The following is a 17,194-nucleotide window of genomic DNA, read 5'->3' on the forward strand; positions in this document are numbered from 1 at the left end:
TTCGACGGCACCGCCGAGGTCCACGACGAGGGCGAGCCCCTCAGCCCGCTGTCCGTCTACGGCCAGACCAAGGCCGCCGGCGACATCGCCGTGGCGGGGTGCCCCCGCCACTACATCATGCGCTCCAGCTGGGTCATCGGCGAGGGACACAACTTCGTCAAGACCATGAAGGGGCTGTCCGACCGCGTAGCCGACCCGGACGACAAGCTGGACCAGGTCACGGTCGTGGACGACCAGCTGGGCCGCCTGACCTTCACGCGCGACATGGCCGAGGCCATCTTCCACGTGCTGGGGACGCACGCCCCCTACGGCACCTACGACTGCACCGGCTCCGGCGCCGTCAAGTCCTGGGCCGACATCGCCCGCGCCGTCTTCGAGGCGGCCAACGGCAACGGGGAGAAAGTCTTGCCGGTATCGACCGCCGACTACTACGCGAGCGCCGCCGGTCCCGTCGCCCCGCGCCCGGTCCACTCCGCGCTCGACCTTTCCAGGCTCGAGTCGGTCGGGTTCCACATGCCCGACTGGGAGGAAGAGCTGGGGGAGTACCTCAAGACGCTCTAGCCGCTATTAACTTTTCGAGAGTAAAAGCCGCCGTTCTTTAACGGCGGCTTTTCTTGTTGGTGGCTATCTGCGCAGTGGTGCCAATAGTATTTTGCGGAAGATCTACCTCTCGCTTGGCTTGGAAGTAGGGTGGCCGGGCTGGTCGTCGTAGGCGTATTTGCTGTACACGTTGACCTCCCACTGCTTTTTTTCGACCTTTGCTACAGAATCTAGGATGAAGCCGGTCGCAAGGCTCAGGCCGCACAGGAACATAAACGAGGCGGCGAGCATAGCGGTGGGGAAGCGCGGGACGAGGCCGGTCTGGAAATATTCGACAACGATGGGCATGCCCAGGGCGAGGCCGAATACCGCGAACAGAAGCGCTACGAGGCTGAAGAACTTCAGCGGGCGGTAGTCCTTGAACAGCGTGCCGATCATCGCAACGACTTTAATGCCGTCGCTCACTGTGTTGAGTTTGGACTCGGAACCCTCGGGACGGTCGCGGTACTCGATGGGCACATCTTTGATGCGCCAGCGGTGGTCGACGGCGTGGATCGAGAGCTCGGTTTCGATCTGAAAGCCCTCGGAAAGCACTGGGAAGGTTTTAACGAACGGGCGGCTCATGGCGCGGTAGCCGGTCATGACGTCATCGAAGCTGTAGCCATAGATCCACTTGATCATGGCGCGGACCAGATTGTTGCCAAAGCCGTGGAAGGCGCGCTTGTTTTCCTCGGCGTAGGTGCCGTTTGAAAGGCGATCGCCTACGGTCATGTCGGCCGTACCGTTAAGGATGGGCTCGCAGAGGGCCTTGGCCGCCTCGGCGGGGTAGGTGTCGTCGCCGTCGACCATCAGGTAGCAATCGGCGTCGATGTCGCGAAACATCTGGCGGCATACGTTGCCCTTTCCCTGACGGGGCTCAAAGCGGACCGTGGCGCCGTGCTCGGTGGCGATGCGTGAGGTATCGTCCGACGAGTTGTTGTCATAGACATAGACCGTCGCTTGCGGAAGCTCGCGGTGAAAGTCGTCGATGACTTTGCCGATCGTGGGCGCTTCGTTGTAGCAGGGGATGATGACGGCGATGGATTCAGAATTCACTCAATGCTCCTTATACGTTCAATCCTTGAAAGTATAGCCGTTTGGGCTTGGCATCCTAAGATGTGGGTTAGTTCTCCAGTTTTGTTGCGCGAATCGTTTGCATGGCCGTCGGGTCTATACTGTTCGTTTGTCAACGATTACGAGTAAAGGAGTTGCATCCGTGTCGGATCTGACAAAGCAACAAGAAACTCGCAGTCTGCCTGCGACGTTTGCTAAGAACGAATTTGAGAAGGACGCGTTTATCCTTCGTCAGCTGGTTACCAAGGATTTTAAGATCAAGTATCGCCGTAGCGTTCTGGGCGTCGCATGGTCGGTGCTCAACCCGCTGCTGATGATGATCGTCATGGCCATCGTGTTCTCGACGATTTTTGGCCAGGGCCGCAATGGCTCAATGACGCCCGAGATGTACCCGCTGTACTTGATCGTGGGTAACATTACCTTTGCCGTCATGTCCGAGTCTACGAACCAGGCCCTGACGTCGATCGTGGGCGCTGCCCCTCTGCTCAAGAAGGTTAAGGTGCACCGCTGGGTCTTCCCGGTGCAGAAGGTGCTCTTCTCGCTGGTCAACTTTGCCTTCTCGCTGGTCGCCGTCGCCATCGTCATGCTGTGGTTCCGCGTTATGCCTTCTTGGCACCTGATTCTGTTGCCGGTTTGCCTGCTGCTGCTTATGTGCTTCTGCATGGGCCTGGGCATGATGCTCTCTGCCCTTACGGTCTTCTTCCGCGACGTTATGCATCTGTGGAGCGTCGTCATTACGGCGTGGACTTACATTACGCCCATCTTCTGGACGACTGACTATATTGCGCAAATGCCGCATCTCGTGCGTATCTTGATGTATGCGAACCCCATGTTCAACTACCTGCAGTTTATGCGCGATATCTTCCTGTTCCAGACTACGCCCTCGCTTATGACGTTTGGTATGTGCGTTGCCTGGGCGGTTCTTGCGCTTATTATTGGCTATACCGTGTTCCATAAGTCCGAGCGCAAGTTCATCCTCTACATCTAAGGAGTGCTGTGATGACTGAATCTGTTGTTGATTACAGCGAGCAGCCTCTGGCTGTCGAGGTCGACGACGTCACCATGATCTTTAACATGGCGTCCGAGTCGCTGACCAACCTCAAGGAGTACTTCATCAAGCTTGCCAAGCACGAGCTGTTCTTTGAGGAGTTTAGGGCGCTTAAGCACATCTCGTTCGATATTCATCGCGGCGAGGTCGTGGGTCTGGTCGGCACCAATGGCTCCGGCAAGTCTACGATGCTCAAGATTATCGCTGGCGTGCTTGAGCCTAGCGAGGGCAGCGTTAAGGTGCACGGCAATATCGCACCGTTGATTGAGCTTGGTGCCGGCTTTGACCCCGAGCTGACTGCCCGTGAGAACATATATCTGAACGGCGCCCTGCTTGGCTATACCAAGGAGTTCATCGACGCCAACTTTGACGGCATTATCGAGTTCGCTGAGCTGCAGAACTTTGTCGATATGCCGCTTAAGAACTTCTCCTCGGGCATGGTGGCGCGTATCGCCTTTGCAATCGCGACGATTACCGAGCCCGATATTCTGATCGTTGACGAGACGCTGTCCGTCGGTGATGTGTTCTTCCAGCAGAAGTGCGAGGCCCGCATCCAGCACTTTATCCAGAGCGGCGACGTGACGGTTCTGTTCGTTTCGCACTCTATGGAGCAGGTTGAGCGCATCTGCCAGCGTGCCGTTTGGATTGAGAAGGGTGACCTTCGCATGGACGGCCCGGTCGATGAGGTCTGCAAGGCGTACCGCGAGCAGTTCAACTAGGTTATAATATCTTGCGCTTGACAGGCTTGCGCTTGCTTGGGCGTGCGGCTATTTGCTCCATTAGCTCAGTTGGATAGAGCAGGGGACTTCTAATCCCAAGGTCGACGGTTCGAATCCGCCATGGAGCACCATCGTTTATTAAGCCCAGACCGCTTGGTGGTCTGGGCTTTTTTCATCTTGTGTGCTGCTGGAGCCGAGCGCGAGCAAGCCGCTGCTGTTTGTTGGGGCTGGCATTTTACTTTTCGAGATGCTCCCTCAGCAGCTCCAGCGCGTGGGCGTAGCCCTGGAGGCCTTCGCCGGTGATGGTGGCGAAGCAGGCCAGACGGGCGTAGCTCACCTGGCGGAAGTCTTCGCGGGTCTCGACGGCGCTAATGTGGACCTCCACAGCCGGGATGGCGACGGCTTTGAGGGCATCCAAGATGGCCACGCTTGTGTGCGTGTAGGCGGCCGGGTTGATGACGATGCCGTCGACCTTGCCGTAGGCCTCCTGGATCTTGTCGACGATGCTGCCCTCGTGGTTGGACTGGAAGACCTCGACCTCGTCAAAGCCCTGCGCGGCGCCTGCCTCCTGGCAAATCTGGACCAGGCGGTCGTAGTTGTCGCTGCCATAGATGCCCGGCTCGCGAATGCCGAGCATGTTGAGGTTTGGGCCGTTGATGACGAGTGCTTTCATGGTTGCTTCCTTTGCGGTTGGAAAACCACCACAAAGGTGCCTGTCCCCTTTGTGGTGGTTTTGGTTAGAGAGCGGGTGGGAGGGTGTCGAGGAGGGCTTGGGCGGTGTTGGTGGCGCAGTCGCGTGAGTCGATAATGCAGTCGGCCCAGGCGCGGTAGCGCGGCATACGCTGCTCGGCCAGCTTGTCGATGCCATCGCGGGCGGTGATGGGGCGGCCCTTGTGGGCGAGCTCGTCGAGCTTGCGGTTGAGCATCACAATCTGGCTGTTCTGGTGCAGCAGCGGATAGTTCTCGTCGCGCGTTACCACGCCGCCGCCGGTGGAAAGCACCAGGCCGCTGCGCTTGGAGATGTCGGCCAGGGCCGCCGTCTCCTGCTCGCGGAAGGCCGCCTCGCCGCGCTCGACGATATAGTCGGCACAGGGCATGCCGAGGCGTTCCTCGAGGGCGCGGTCCAGGTCGATGTGCTCGCGACCCGTCAGCATTGCGATCTGCTCGCCCACGCGGGTTTTGCCCGAACCCGGCATGCCGATCAGCGCGATGTTCTGTTCGCGACGTGACAAGCGCTCCGTTACGTCCAGGATGCGCTCGCGCGGGGTGACCTGGCCGGTATAGCGCTCGACGGCCTGTGCCGCTTGGGCAACGAGCATCAGCAGGCCACCGATGCGGGGGATGCCGCGGCGCTCAGCCTCGAGCATCAGACCCGTGCGGGCGGGGTTGTAGACAATGTCGATGACGCCCTCGAGTGCATCGAGGCCTTCGAGCGTGCAGGGAGCGTCGGGGCAGTGGGGGAACATGCCGGCAGGCGTGCAGTTGACAAGCAACGCGGCATCTGACTGCAGTGCGAGGTTACCGTAGTTGACCTCGCTTGTGCGGCCCACGGGCACTACGGTGGCGCCAAGGTCACCGAGCACCATGCTGGCCGTGGTGCCGGCACCACCGGTGGCACCGAGCACAAGGACCTTCTTGTCGGTAACCTCTACACCCAGCTCCTCGACCAGGCACCGAAAACCAAAGTAGTCGGTGTTGTCGCCGCGCAGGCGACCGTCAGGTAGGCGTGTGATGGTGTTGACGTTGCCCATGCGCTCGGCCAGGGGACTCAACTCGTCCAGGTAGTCCATGACGGCGCGCTTGTAGGGGATGGTCACGTTGGTGCCCTCCCATTCGTCGCCGGTCATAAAGGCCTCAAGATCCTCGGGCTCGCGCTCAAATCGCACGTACTCAAGCCCAGCGAGCTCCTTGTAGATGGTCGGGGTGTAGCTGTGGCCCAGCACGCGGCCCAGGACGCCGTAGGGGCGGGTTGCCGCGGTATCGGTCATCTAGAGCACCTCCGTGTAGCTGCCAAAGTAGGTGAAGCTCTCACATACGTCGTCGATCGAATCGAGCAGGTCGTCGAGGGCCTTGCTGCCAAAGGGGCAGTCCAGATCGAAATAGAACATAAACTCAAAGTCGCGACCGGGGATGGGGCGGCTCTCGAGCTTGATGAGGTTGATATTGAGCGCGTAGAAGCGCTCGAGTACGCGATAGAGGGCGCCCGGCTCGTTGGCCGTGGTGATCATGAGCGAGGTGCGGTTGGCACCGGGATAGACGCGCGGCTCGCGGCTGATGACGACGAAGCGCGTGTAGTTGTTGTCCGAGTCCTGAATGTTGGGCTCTAGCACTTCCAGACCGTAGAGCGCCGCGCAACTGCGCGAGGCGATGGCGGCGACGTCGGCGCGCTCGGAGTTGGCGACCATCTCGGCCGACATAGCCGTGTTGGGATACTTGGTGGCGTGCAGATCGTGTGCCTCGATAAAGCCGGCACATTGCGCGATGGCCTGACCGTGGCTAAAGACCTCACGAACATCCCGCAGCTTGGTGCCAGGCTTGACGAGCAGGTTGTGGTCGATCTTGAGGCGCAGCGAGCGCACAATATGGAAGTCGAACTGCGCGAGCAGGTCGTAGACCGCGTTGACCGAGCCTGCGGTGGAGTTTTCGATGGGCAGTACGCCAAACTCGCAGAAGCCGTCTCGCACGGCTCGCATGACGCCCTCAAAGGTCTCAAAGAACGCAATATCGGGCACGTCGAAGAGCTTGCACGCGGCGATTTGACTGTAAGCGCCCTCAACGCCCTGGCAAGCGACGGTGGCAGTTTGAGGGAAGGGCGTGTCGGAGGCTGCAGCCGTGGCATGGGCCTTTTGCGAGACGGTGATGCCCTTGAGCTCGTTGATGTAGCGCTGCTGCTCGGCCTTGCTCATGCTCATGAGGAGGCGGAACAGGGTGATGGTTTGGGCCTCGTAGCGCTCGGGCGCGCGACTGGCGAGGTTGTTGAGTTTGGAGCGCTCGCGGGCGGGGTCGAAGACGGCCTTGCCCATCTCGATTTTTGACTTGGCGACCTCGGTGGCAATGTCCATGCGCTCGATAAAACTGTTGAGGAGCGTGGTGTCGATGCCATCGATGGCCTGGCGGATGTCAGCAAGGTCCATAGGGACCCCTTTCGTGAATGGTTGCCTGGGGTAGTTAATTTGGGACGGGGCTTTTTTAGCTACCCTTTGACTGTCGTCGAATCGATGGGTGCCAGGGCAAATATCAACTGGCATATGGGGGTAGCTAAAATAGCCCCGTCCCAAATTAACTACCCTTGGGGTGGGTGGACTAAAGCTGTCCGGCGTCCTCGAGGAGGGCGTCCCAGATGGCGAGCGCCGCGGCTGCTTCGGCTACGGGGACGGCTCGGGGGACGATGCAGGGATCGTGACGACCGTGGACCGAGAGCTCGGCATTTTCCATGGCGTCCATGTCTACGGTCTGCTGCTCGCGGCCAATTGAGGGCGTCGGCTTTACGGCCATGCGCCACATGACGGGCGCGCCGGTCGAAATACCGCCCAGGATGCCGCCGGCGTTGTTGGATTCAACCTCGATCTCGCCCGACTCTGCATCGATGCGATACGGATCGTTGTTTTCGCTGCCGCGCATGGCGGCCACGGCAAAGCCCATGCCAAACTCCACGCCCTTTACGGCGGGAATGCCAAACGCGATTTGCGCGATGCGGTTCTCGATGCCGTCGAACATGGGGTCGCCGATGCCCGCGGGAAGCCCGTAAATGCCGCACTCCACGATGCCGCCGATGCTGTCGAGTTCGTCGCGCGCGGCTAGGATCTCCTCGCGCATGCGGCCGGCTGCGGCGGCGTCAATGCACGGCAGATCGTTCGTAAGGATCGCCTTGCGGTCGGCCTCGCGATAGACCATATCGTCCATCGGCAGGTCGGAGATGCCGCCGATCTGCGCGACGTGCGCCATGACCTGAATGCCGCGGGCCTCGAGCGCCTGCAGCGCGATCCCGCCGGCGATGCATAGAGGGGCCGTCAGACGGCCGGAGAAGTGCCCACCGCCCGCGACGTCGTGCATGTTGTGGTACTTCAAGCGCGCAGGGAAGTCCGCATGTCCCGGACGGGGCTTGCGGCGCAGCTCGGAGTAATCCTTGGAGCGCGTGTTGGTGTTCTCGATAATCGCGGCGATGGGCGCGCCGGTGGTATGTCCATCAACCACACCGGCGATGATATGCGCGGCGTCGGCCTCGCGACGTTTGGTCGCGGTCTCGTCGCGACCGGGGGCGCGACGGTCGAGGAAGGCCTGCAGCTGCTCCTGGTCCACGGCGATACCTGCCGGAATGCCATCGAGCGAGCAGCCGATAGCGGGGGAGTGCGACTGGCCGAAGATGCTTAAGTGCAAGACGTTGCCAAAGGTCGAGGACATGCTATTCCTCCTCGAGCGTGACCTTGCCGCCCAGTAGGCAGTAGTGGTCGAAGAAATCGGGATAGGACTTGTTGACGGCCTCGGCGCCGTGGATCACGACCTCGCCGGTGGCGCGGCTCGCGGCGATGGCGGCCATCATGGCGATGCGGTGGTCGTTGTGCGAATCGACCTCGCCGCCGGTGAAGGCATCGACACCCTTGATGATGAGGTCATCGCCGGCAATGCGCACCTGCGCGCCCAGCGCGGTGAGTTCGCGGGTGGTGGTGACCAGGCGGTCGGATTCCTTGATGCGCAGACGGGCGCAATCGCGGATAAAGGTGCGGCCCTGTGCCAGCGAGGCCACGGCCGAGATAACAGGCACCAGGTCGGGAATGTCGTGGGCACTCATCTCAAAGCCGGCAAGTTTGTCGGATTGCACGGTGGCGGCGTTGGTGGAGCGCACGATGCGGGCGCCAAAGCGCGAAAGCGCGGCAAGCACGTTGCGGTCGCCCTGTGCGGAGCTCAGCGACACGCCCTCGACGGTGATGGGGTCGGTGCCGATGGCGCCGGCGCACAGCCAAAAGGCGGCGTTGGACCAGTCGCCCTCGACGGCTACGCTGCCGGGCGTGCGGTACGAGCCGCTGTTTACGCGGAAGTTCGTGACCTCGGGCTGGCCGTCCTTGGCCGGAATGCGCTCGACGTTGACCTCGACGCCAAAGGCCTTCATGGCCTGGATCGTCAGGTTGATGTAGGGACGGCTCTCAATGAGGCCGGTCACCTGCACGCAGGAGGGCTGGGCGAGCAACGGGGCTGCCAGCAGCAGGCCCGAGATGTACTGCGAGCTCACGTTGCCCGGCAGCACAAAGGTGCCCGGGCGCATGCGTCCGCTCGTCTTGAGCGGAAAACCGCCCAGGCCCTGCAGGTCGCAGCCGGCGGCGATAATCTCGTCCGAGAGCGGAGAGAGCGGGCGGGCGCCCAGACGACCCTGGCCCACAAAGGTGGCCTCTGCGCCTAACGCGCAGGCGACGGGCAGCATAAAACGCAGCGTGGAGCCGCTCTCGCCGCAGTCGAGCGTGCCGCCTGCAAGTGCTTTGAGCAGGCCAAACTCAATACTCTTCATGGTGGGGTGGACCTGGAAGCCGTCCTCGACGGTCTCAATGCGAGCACCCAGGGCCGTAAGGCAACGCACCGTAGCCTCGATGTCGGCGCAGGTGGTGTTACAGGTGACGTGTGTCTCGCCGTTGGCAAGCGCAGCGCAGATGATCAGGCGATGCGCCATCGACTTGGACGCGATGGCGGGAACGGTGCCCTTGAGCGGGGACGGGGTGATGCGGGCTAGCATGCGGATGCGTCTCCCTTCTGGCCGAGGCCCTCGGCAATGAGTTCGCGGAAAGTGGAAAGCGGCGTGCGGTCGATGCTGCAACGGCCAATGTCGTGCGGAATTACCAGGTCGATAGTGTCACCGGCGCGCTTTTTGTCGTGGAGCGCCTCGGCAAAGACGGCATCGGCGGAAAGCTCGCAGCGGGTCTTGAGGCCGTGGCGGGCGCAGAGTTCCTCAATACGACCGGGCAGTGCAGCATCGCAGACGCCGTGCAGGGCCGCGGCGCGCGTGATGATGCCCATGCCGATCGACACGCAGTTGCCGTGTCCAAGCTCAAAGTGCTCGCAGGCCTCGACGGCGTGTCCGGCGCTGTGTCCAAAGTTAAGGAGCTTTCGCTGGTTGGTCTCGCGCTCGTCGGCGACGACCACGGCGCGCTTGATGTCGATATTGCGGGCGATGATGAGCGCTACGCGGGCTACATCGCGGTTGAGCAGCTCCAGCGTGAGCGGGGTCTTCTCCAGCTCGGCGAAAAGCTCTGGGTCGGCGATCACGGCGTGCTTGACGACCTCGCCGCAGCCGTCGGCGAACTGCTCGGGCGTAAGGGTGGCCAGGCACCCCACGTCGGCGATAACCACATTCGGCTGCCAAAAGGCGCCGGCCAGGTTCTTGCCGGCAGCCAGGTCGATGGCGGTCTTGCCGCCCACCGACGAATCCACCATGGCGAGCAGACTCGTGGGGATCTGCACAAACTTGCAGCCACGCATGTAGGTGGCGGCCACAAAGCCCGCCACGTCGCCCACGACGCCGCCGCCGAGTGCCACGATCACGTCGGAGCGCGAAAGCTCGTGCTCGGCCACAAACTCCAAAATGGCAACGTAGGTCTCGGCGCGCTTGTGTGCCTCACCGGCCTCGAAGGTGCAGATACTCACTTCGTAGCCTGATGCCTCCAGGCTCTGCTTAACGGGCATCTGGTAGAGCGGGCCTACGTTGGTGTCCGTCACGATGACGGCCTTGGTGCCGCCGGCAGTGGCGCGCACGAGCGGTCCCGCCTGCTCCAGCAAAAACGTGCCAACATGCACCTGGTAGGGGCGTGCGGTGTCGATATCGATGGTAATCGCCATAAGCTATGGTCCTTTCGACCTGGCGTGATAGGTGGTCTAGTGGGAGGCCTCGTCGTCGAGTGCGCGCTTAATGCGGTCGCCCTCGGCAAGGAGATTCTCCAGATAGCGCTGGTCGCGGTCCTTGAGCGCACGGCTGTAGGCGCCGAGCGAGTCGATCAGGTGGTCGATCTCGAAGGCAAGCGCGTCGGCGTCGTCGATCATGAGCTCGGACCACATTTGCGGGTTGAGGTGCGCCACGCGGGTGAGATCGCGGTAGCTACCGGCCGAAAAGCCGTGGTGGACCTGGGCGGTCGGGCTCTTTACGTAGGCGTTGGACACCACGTGCGCAAGCTGGCTCGTGAAGGCGATGACGCGGTCGTGCTCGGCGGCGCTGGTCACGCTGAACTTGCCAAAGCCCAAGGGGCGCACCATCTCGCGCACCTGCCCCAAGAGCTCCAGTTTGAGCGCATCGTCCACCGCGGGTGGCACGAGCACGAGCGGGGCGCCCTGGAACAGGTCGGCGCGGGAGTGCGCGTAGCCCGAGAACTGGGTGCCCGCCATGGGGTGCGCACCCACAAAGTAAAAGCCGTGCTCGCGGGCAAGCTCAAAGGCGCGCTCGCACACGATGCCCTTGACGCCCACCGTGTCGATCACCACGGGGCCCATGATGGCCTCGGTGTCGGTGGCGTCGGCGAGTGCCCGGGCATGCGCCTCGAGCCACTCGATGCAGGCCTCGGGGTAGCAGGCAAGGACGATGATGTCGCATTCGCCGAGTGTCTCGTCGTTGAGCTCTCCGGCGACAGTGCCCATGCTGGCGGCCGTCATGACATCATCATCGGGGTCCCAGGCCAGCACGCGAACGCCCGCCTGCGCATAGCCGCGGGCAAAGCTGCCGCCGATGAGGCCCAGGCCCACGATGCCCGCGCATTTGGGACCGCCCTGGTTAACGCGCGCGTTTCTCACCGTACCCATGGGCTACTCCATGGTCTCTTGGCAGACGACCTCGCGGATGGCGCGAATGCGGCGCATGGTGTCGTCGAACTGGTCGGGGGTGAGGGCCTGAGCGCCGTCGGACCATGCGCGGCTGGGCTCGTCGTGGACCTCGATCTCCAGGCCGTTGGCGCCGCAGGCGGTCGCGGCGAGCGCCATGGGCTCAACGTAGCGGGTGTAGCCGGTGGCGTGGCTGGGGTCGGCAACGACAGGCAGGTGCGACAGGTGGTGCAGCACCGGCACGGCGTTGAGATCGAAGGTGTTACGGGTGCGGGTTTCGAAGGTGCGGATGCCGCGCTCGCACAGGATGACGTTGTCGTTGCCCTCGCTCATGATGTACTCGGCGGCCATGAGCAGCTCATCGATCGTGCCGGACATGCCGCGCTTGAGCAGGATCGGGGTCTGGGTCTTGCCGACCTCCTTGAGCAGGGGGAAGTTCTGGGCGTTGCGGGCGCCGATCTGCATGACGTCGATCTTCTTGTCCAAGAAGACCTGCACGTCGCGTGGGTCCATGATCTCGGTGACGATCGGCATGTCGAGCTCGGCAGACGCCTCGCACAGCAGGTCGAGGCCGGCGGGGCCCATGCCCTGGTAGGCGTAGGGGGAGGTGCGGGGCTTGTAGGCACCGCCGCGCAGCATCGTGGCGCCGGCGGCCTTTACGCGGCGTGCGATGCGGATGAGGTTCTCGCCCTCGACGGAGCAGGGGCCGGCGATGACTTGGAACTGGTCGCCGCCGATTTTGACGCCGTGGCCGCAGTCGATGACGGAGTCCTCGGGGTGGAACTTGCGATTTGCGCGCTTGAACGGCTCGGAGACGCGCTGCACGCGCTCGACGACATCCATGGACTCGAGCAGGAACGGGTCGATCTTGGTCGTATCGCCCACCAGGCCGATGATCGTCTCGTTCTCGCCGCGCGAGACATCGGTCTTCAGCCCCTTTTTCTCAATCCAGCTGACGATATGGCTTACGGCATCGTCGCTGGCGCTCTGCTTTAAAATTGCAATCATGGTGTGCCTCTCACCTCGATGGATAACTTTTGCAAAAACGGCCCGCATCGCGAGCCGTGTATATGGTGCATGTGAGTTTATACTATCTGACTCGCTTTTGCCTTCTAAAGTGGGCCGTTGCGCCTCGTCTTCCTCGGAATTGCAAAGCTTTTTCTTTTATTTTGATAGCCCGTGGTGCACTTGGGTATAATGCCAAACGTTGGCCCTATTAGCTCAGGGGATTAGAGCGTCTGCCTCCGGAGCAGAAGGCCGTTGGTTCGAATCCAACATGGGGCACCATCGAACGTAAGACCGTCCGAACCTCGCATGGTCCGGGCGGTTTTTCTTATACCGACGCGACGTGATGGGACGTGGTATGGCAGCAACGGATATCGAGCGCGGACTCTCGACCGCCGAGGTCGAGGAGCGCATCGCCGCCGGTAAGATCAACCGCAACATGGAGCTCAAGACCAAGTCGGTCAAAGAGCTCATCATCGAGAACCTCTGCACGCTGTTCAATTTGATCAACGTGATCTTGGCTTTCCTGGTCATTTTGACCGGTTCATTTAAGAACCTGACGTTCCTGTTTGTGGTGTTCCTCAATACCGCTATTGGCGTCATTCAATCCATGCGGTCCAAGAAGATGGTCGATAAGCTCACGCTGCTGACCTCTAAGAAGGCCATCGCGGTGCGCGACGGTGCCGAGGTGGAGCTCGACTTGGACCAGATCGTGCTCGACGACATCATCCGCCTGGGGCGCGGCGACCAGATTCCCGCTGACGCCGTGGTGGTTTCGGGCGAGGCGCTCGTGAACGAGAGCTTGCTGACGGGCGAGAGCGACCTTATTAAGAAACAGCCCGGTTCCGAGCTCATGAGCGGCAGCTTTATCGACTCGGGCCTGCTGCGCGCCCGCGTGATCCATGTCGGCGCCGACAACTACGTGGCTAAAATTAATAACGAGGCGAAGTACGTCAAAAAGGTCAATTCCGAGATCATGAACGCGCTTAACGCCATCGTGCGCTTTGCGAGCATCATCATGATCCCGCTCGGTTTGGCGTTGTTTGCCTCGAGTGTGAGCGAGCTGTGGGATGCCGCGGGAACCCCGGGCGATAGTGCGCTTTCATGGTGCTTCTCCGAGCTGTTGGCTGGTCATGTGCCTTCGTCGGCGCTGCTGTCCACGGTGGGCGCCCTGCTGGGCATGATCCCGCAAGGCCTGGTGCTGCTGACCTCGTCGGTGCTCGCCATCGCCACGGTGCGCCTGGCCCGCCGCAAGGTGCTGGCGCAGCAGCTCTACTGCATCGAGACGCTCGCTCGCGTCGACGTACTGTGCCTGGACAAGACGGGCACCATTACCTCGGGTCGTATGGAGGTCGAGGGCACCTACCCGCTGCCTGTTGAGGGTGTTGGCTTTGGCGTGGACTCGGACGAGGCGGCTGTTCCCGTCGATACCACAGTGCTCGATTTTGCGCTGGCTAACGTGGCACGTGCGACCTCGGCCGATGCCAACGAGACATGCCAGGCGCTGCTCAACTATTACGCCGATCGCCCGGTCGAGGTGTCCGAGCCGCTGTCGGTCATTCCATTCTCGTCGTCTAAAAAATGGAGCGGCGCTTCGTTTGCGCAGGGCTCCTATGTGATGGGCGCCGCGCAGTTTGTGCTTTCGGAGCGTGTGTTTTCGCAGGTCGAGAACCGTGTCGCCGAGCTTGCCGATACCTGCCGCGTGCTCGTGGTGGCGCGCGTGGACGGCTTTACGCCCGATGGGGATATGGTGGGCGAGGCCGAGCCCGTGGGATTTGTGACCATCCGCGACGAGATTCGTACCTCGGCGGCCGAGACCATCGGCTACTTTAACGAGCAGGGCGTGACCCTCAACGTGATCAGCGGCGACGACCCACGTACGGTGTCGTCGATCGCGCGCGTGGTGGGCGTGCCGGGGGCGGACGCTTATGTGGACGCCACGACGCTCGATACGCCGGCCAAGCTCGATGCCGCAGTGGACCGCTACCATGTCTTTGGTCGTGTGACCCCGCAGCAGAAGCGCGAGCTCGTGCAGGCGCTCAAGCGCCGCGAGCACACCGTGGCCATGACGGGCGACGGCGTCAACGACGTGCTGGCGCTCAAGGAGGCCGACTGCTCCGTCGCCATGGCGGCCGGCTCCGATGCCGCGCGCAACGTGGCCGAGATCGTACTCGTCGACAACGATTTTGCCTCGATGCCCGCCGTGGTGGCCGAGGGCCGTCGCTCCATCAACAACCTGCAGCGTTCGGCCTCACTGTTCCTGACCAAGACGCTGTTCTCGATGGGCCTGGCGGCGCTGTGTATCGCGCTGCCGCCGTACCCCTTCGAGCCCATCCAGATGACGCTCATTAACTTCTTCTGCATCGGCGCGCCGGGCTTTGTGTTGGGCCTGGAGCCCAACAATGCTCGTGTGAAGGGTGCGTTTTTGAGCAACGTACTCAAGCGTGCACTGCCGGCGTCGATTGCGGTCATTTTGGCTGCGGCGCTCGATATCTTTGTGGCGCGCGTGTTTGGCTTTAGCCAGCTCACGCTGTCTACGATGTGCCTGCTTACGTCGTGCGCGGCGAGCGTCAGCCTAATCTGGCGCATCTCGCAGCCTCTCACGCCCTTACGTGTGGTGCTCTTTGTGTTTGTAGTCGCCGGCATCCTGGTGGGCGTTATCGGATTCCCGGAGCTGCTGTCTATTGCCAACCTGTCGATGGGCCAGATGGTTATCTTGGCTGTTATCGTGGTCTTTACCTGCTCGGTGTTCTTTAAGCTCGCCACGATGATGGATTCGCTCAAGCCGCGTCGTCGTCATGCCGCAACTGGTTTTGGCCGTGGTGTGCGCGTCCACCTGGGTCGCGGTGGCGGCAAGGTGAGCTCGACGGGTTCGACGGCCGAGCGTTTTGCCAAGCGCGTCGCCGCCGACATGGCGCAGCGCCGCGAAGATCGCACCGCTCGCGAGGCCGAGGCCCGTGCACTCGAGGGCGTGGCCCAGGCCCAGCCCAAGAAAAAGAGGAGTACCGGAGCCAAGCGCTCTCGCGTGACCAAGTCCGCCCAAGGCATCAAAGTCTCGATGCCAAGCAAAAAGAAGAAGTAACTACGCGCCCTGGCGATGTTGAATTGGTGCCTTGCTCCTGTGGGGCCGTGGCGATGTTATGCTCTAACCTCGATTGTTTGAATTGCTTCGAAAAGAGGATGCCGTGATCTGCCCGCATTGCCTTAAGACTATCGAGGACGGCGCCTCGTTCTGCCCCTACTGCAACGCCTATGTGGGTCCGGGCGATGGCCCCGAGCACACCGAGTTCGTGTTCTGCGAGGGCTGCGGTGCCCGTCTTTCTCCGCACGATCGTACGTGTCCCAAATGCGGACGCCCCGCTCCGGGTATCCTCTCCGAGGACGCGGCCGCATCCGACCTGGCAGCGGGCCACACGGCGGGCTTTCCGCGCCTAACGCAAGAGCAGATCGATACCGAGGTGCCTCATGCGCCCGCCTCGGCTGCCGCGGTTCTTTCGGACGCCGCCGATCCTAACGAGACCTGCGTGCTGCCGGCTTTCGATAAGGATTTCGGTATCCCCAAGGTCGATATTCCCACGCCCGTTTCCCTGCACGACGATGCTCAAAAACCCAAGCGCAAAGTGCATCCCGACGAGGACGCCTATCACAAGCACAAGCGTCATATCCCCAAGCCGCTCATCGTCATCGCGGTACTTGCCGTCGTTTGCGGCGGTGCCTATTGGTTCGTGACGACCGATCCCATGGGTGTCATGCCTGGCTTCTACGACCAGTTTGGCCAAGCTGCACAAACCACCTTCCCCACGCGCCAAAAGGGCGAGGCGACTGAGGACGATACCAAGCAAGACGATTCTGCCGAGGTGGTCCAGGAAGAAACCGTGCTGACCGATGATCAGCTCTATACCAGGCTCGACGGTCTGTATCAGACCATCGTGTCCTACGGTGACGAGGACCAGATCGGCGAGGTCATCGATTCCTTTAACAACGGCTATCTCCGAACGCCGCTGTCCACCCGTCAGGAGCTGTCGCAGAGTGCTTACGCCCTGCGCGACCAGATTAAAAAGACGCAAGATGAGCTCAGCAACCTTAAGTACCAGGACGATACGGTCTATGCGGACGACATTGCCCACTTAAAGCAGCTTGCCGAGTGGATGTATGAGCGCGTCGACGTGATCTGCCAGAGTTGGGACATCTCGCTGGCCATTCCCGATGGCGAGTCGATGAGTTCTCACCAAAGCGAGATCCTGGCGCCCATCGCTCAGGGTGGCAACAGCGCGCTTAATCAGTACGACGCCAACGTGGGCTCCTGGAAGCCGCAGCAGCGTTCCTAAAATTAGTTCGCCATAGTCGGCATAACCTACGTGCGCAATTGATGTAAGCGCATGCTTATTGCTACAATTCGTACAAATATGCTTTAAACGCACGAGGAAGGAACCACATGTTTGGTTTTAAGAAAGAGCTCTACACGCCCGAGTATCAGCTTGCCGGCGACGAGTGCGCCGTTATCGAGACGTCGAAGGGTACCATCAAGGTCAAGTTTGACGGCGAGGGCGCTCCCATTCATGTCGCGAACTTCTGCGAGCTTTCTACGATGGGCTTCTATGATGGCCTTAAGTTCCATCGCTATGTGCCCGGTTTTGTCATCCAGGGCGGCGACCCCAATACCCGCGATATGTCCGGCGCCGACGTCGCTGCCGGTCTTGAGGGCCCCGACGGCATGCCCGGTACCGGTGGTCCCGGCTACTGCATCAAGGGCGAGTTTGCCACCAATCCGCGCAACAGCCATGTCGATGGTGCCCTTGCCATGGCACGCTCCATGGACCCCGATTCCGCGGGTTCGCAGTTCTACTTCTGCCTGGGCGCCCAGCATAACCTCGATTCCGGTTACACCGTCTTTGGTACCACGGTCGAGGGTCTCGATGTGATTTCGCAGCTGCGTGCCGGCGACGAGATCGTCCATGTCGAGATCGTTCACGAGTAA

General features: G+C 61.6%; 15 protein-coding genes and 2 tRNA genes. 8 read left to right on the top strand and 9 right to left on the bottom strand.

Translation table 11 applies throughout. The features are described from left to right. Positions 1-561 (top strand): SDR family oxidoreductase (locus NBH09_RS08900; protein WP_250787736.1); only part of this gene is annotated, 561 nt, incomplete at its 5' end. Positions 562-663: 102 nt separating this feature from the next. Here NBH09_RS08900 and NBH09_RS08905 read toward each other — a convergent pair. Beyond that, a complete protein-coding gene (locus tag NBH09_RS08905; RefSeq protein WP_250787737.1) occupies positions 664-1,635 on the bottom strand; it encodes a glycosyltransferase family 2 protein in 972 nt (323 codons plus the stop codon). A gap of 160 nt (positions 1,636-1,795) precedes the next feature. Here NBH09_RS08905 and NBH09_RS08910 point away from each other — a divergent pair, with 160 nt between their 5' ends. From NBH09_RS08910 to NBH09_RS08920, 3 genes are all read left to right on the top strand, one after another. Further along, entirely contained in the window at positions 1,796-2,641 is an 846-nt protein-coding gene (locus NBH09_RS08910) for an ABC transporter permease (protein WP_250787738.1), read from the top strand. 11 nt (positions 2,642-2,652) lie between these two features. Further along, entirely contained in the window at positions 2,653-3,420 is a 768-nt protein-coding gene (locus NBH09_RS08915; RefSeq protein WP_006236046.1) for an ABC transporter ATP-binding protein, read from the top strand. 54 nt (positions 3,421-3,474) lie between these two features. Beyond that, positions 3,475-3,551 (top strand) — tRNA-Arg (locus tag NBH09_RS08920). A 104-nt stretch (positions 3,552-3,655) separates the two neighbouring features. On the opposite strand, the gene aroQ is transcribed toward NBH09_RS08920, so the two are convergent. From aroQ to aroF, 8 genes are all read right to left on the bottom strand, one after another. After that, positions 3,656-4,093, bottom strand: a complete 438-nt coding sequence (aroQ, locus tag NBH09_RS08925) for a type II 3-dehydroquinate dehydratase (RefSeq protein WP_154516148.1) — start codon at positions 4,091-4,093, stop codon at positions 3,656-3,658. A gap of 64 nt (positions 4,094-4,157) precedes the next feature. Next, on the bottom strand, positions 4,158-5,408 hold the full coding sequence (locus NBH09_RS08930; protein WP_250787739.1) for a shikimate kinase: 1,251 nt from the start codon (positions 5,406-5,408) through the stop codon (positions 4,158-4,160). Then, on the bottom strand, positions 5,409-6,554 hold the full coding sequence (gene pheA / locus NBH09_RS08935; RefSeq protein ID WP_250787740.1) for a prephenate dehydratase: 1,146 nt from the start codon (positions 6,552-6,554) through the stop codon (positions 5,409-5,411). Positions 6,555-6,723: 169 nt separating this feature from the next. Next, positions 6,724-7,821 (bottom strand): chorismate synthase, encoded by a 1,098-nt coding sequence (aroC, locus tag NBH09_RS08940; protein WP_250787741.1) that lies wholly within the window; start codon positions 7,819-7,821, stop codon positions 6,724-6,726. Between the two features lies 1 nt (position 7,822). After that, the gene (gene aroA / locus NBH09_RS08945) at positions 7,823-9,142 is read right to left on the bottom strand and encodes a 3-phosphoshikimate 1-carboxyvinyltransferase (protein ID WP_250787742.1); all 1,320 of its coding nucleotides are present in this window, start codon (positions 9,140-9,142) and stop codon (positions 7,823-7,825) included. Further along, positions 9,136-10,242, bottom strand: a complete 1,107-nt coding sequence (gene aroB / locus NBH09_RS08950; RefSeq protein WP_250787743.1) for a 3-dehydroquinate synthase — start codon at positions 10,240-10,242, stop codon at positions 9,136-9,138. The genes aroA and aroB overlap by 7 nt, the downstream gene beginning before the upstream one ends. Positions 10,243-10,278: 36 nt before the next feature. Beyond that, positions 10,279-11,193: a prephenate dehydrogenase gene (locus tag NBH09_RS08955; RefSeq protein ID WP_117770381.1), complete on the bottom strand. Its 915-nt coding sequence runs from the start codon at positions 11,191-11,193 to the stop codon at positions 10,279-10,281. A gap of 3 nt (positions 11,194-11,196) precedes the next feature. Further along, positions 11,197-12,219 carry a 3-deoxy-7-phosphoheptulonate synthase gene (gene aroF / locus NBH09_RS08960; RefSeq protein WP_118238440.1) on the bottom strand — a complete coding sequence of 341 codons (1,023 nt, stop codon included), beginning with the start codon at positions 12,217-12,219 and terminating at the stop codon, positions 11,197-11,199. A 202-nt stretch (positions 12,220-12,421) separates the two neighbouring features. On the opposite strand from aroF, the gene NBH09_RS08965 reads away from it, so the two are divergent. The 4 genes from NBH09_RS08965 (at position 12,422) to NBH09_RS08980 (ending at position 17,194) form a co-directional block, all read left to right on the top strand. Next, positions 12,422-12,498: transfer RNA gene (locus tag NBH09_RS08965), tRNA-Arg, on the top strand. Positions 12,499-12,574: 76 nt separating this feature from the next. Then, entirely contained in the window at positions 12,575-15,298 is a 2,724-nt protein-coding gene (locus tag NBH09_RS08970; RefSeq protein WP_117770379.1) for an HAD-IC family P-type ATPase, read from the top strand. 103 nt (positions 15,299-15,401) lie between these two features. Further along, positions 15,402-16,544 (top strand): zinc ribbon domain-containing protein, encoded by a 1,143-nt coding sequence (locus NBH09_RS08975; RefSeq protein WP_250787744.1) that lies wholly within the window; start codon positions 15,402-15,404, stop codon positions 16,542-16,544. Positions 16,545-16,651: 107 nt separating this feature from the next. Next, the gene (locus NBH09_RS08980; RefSeq protein ID WP_006236059.1) at positions 16,652-17,194 is read left to right on the top strand and encodes a peptidylprolyl isomerase; all 543 of its coding nucleotides are present in this window, start codon (positions 16,652-16,654) and stop codon (positions 17,192-17,194) included.

The organism is Collinsella sp. BG-O-102, from assembly GCF_023656745.1.
Lineage (GTDB): Bacteria > Actinomycetota > Coriobacteriia > Coriobacteriales > Coriobacteriaceae > Collinsella.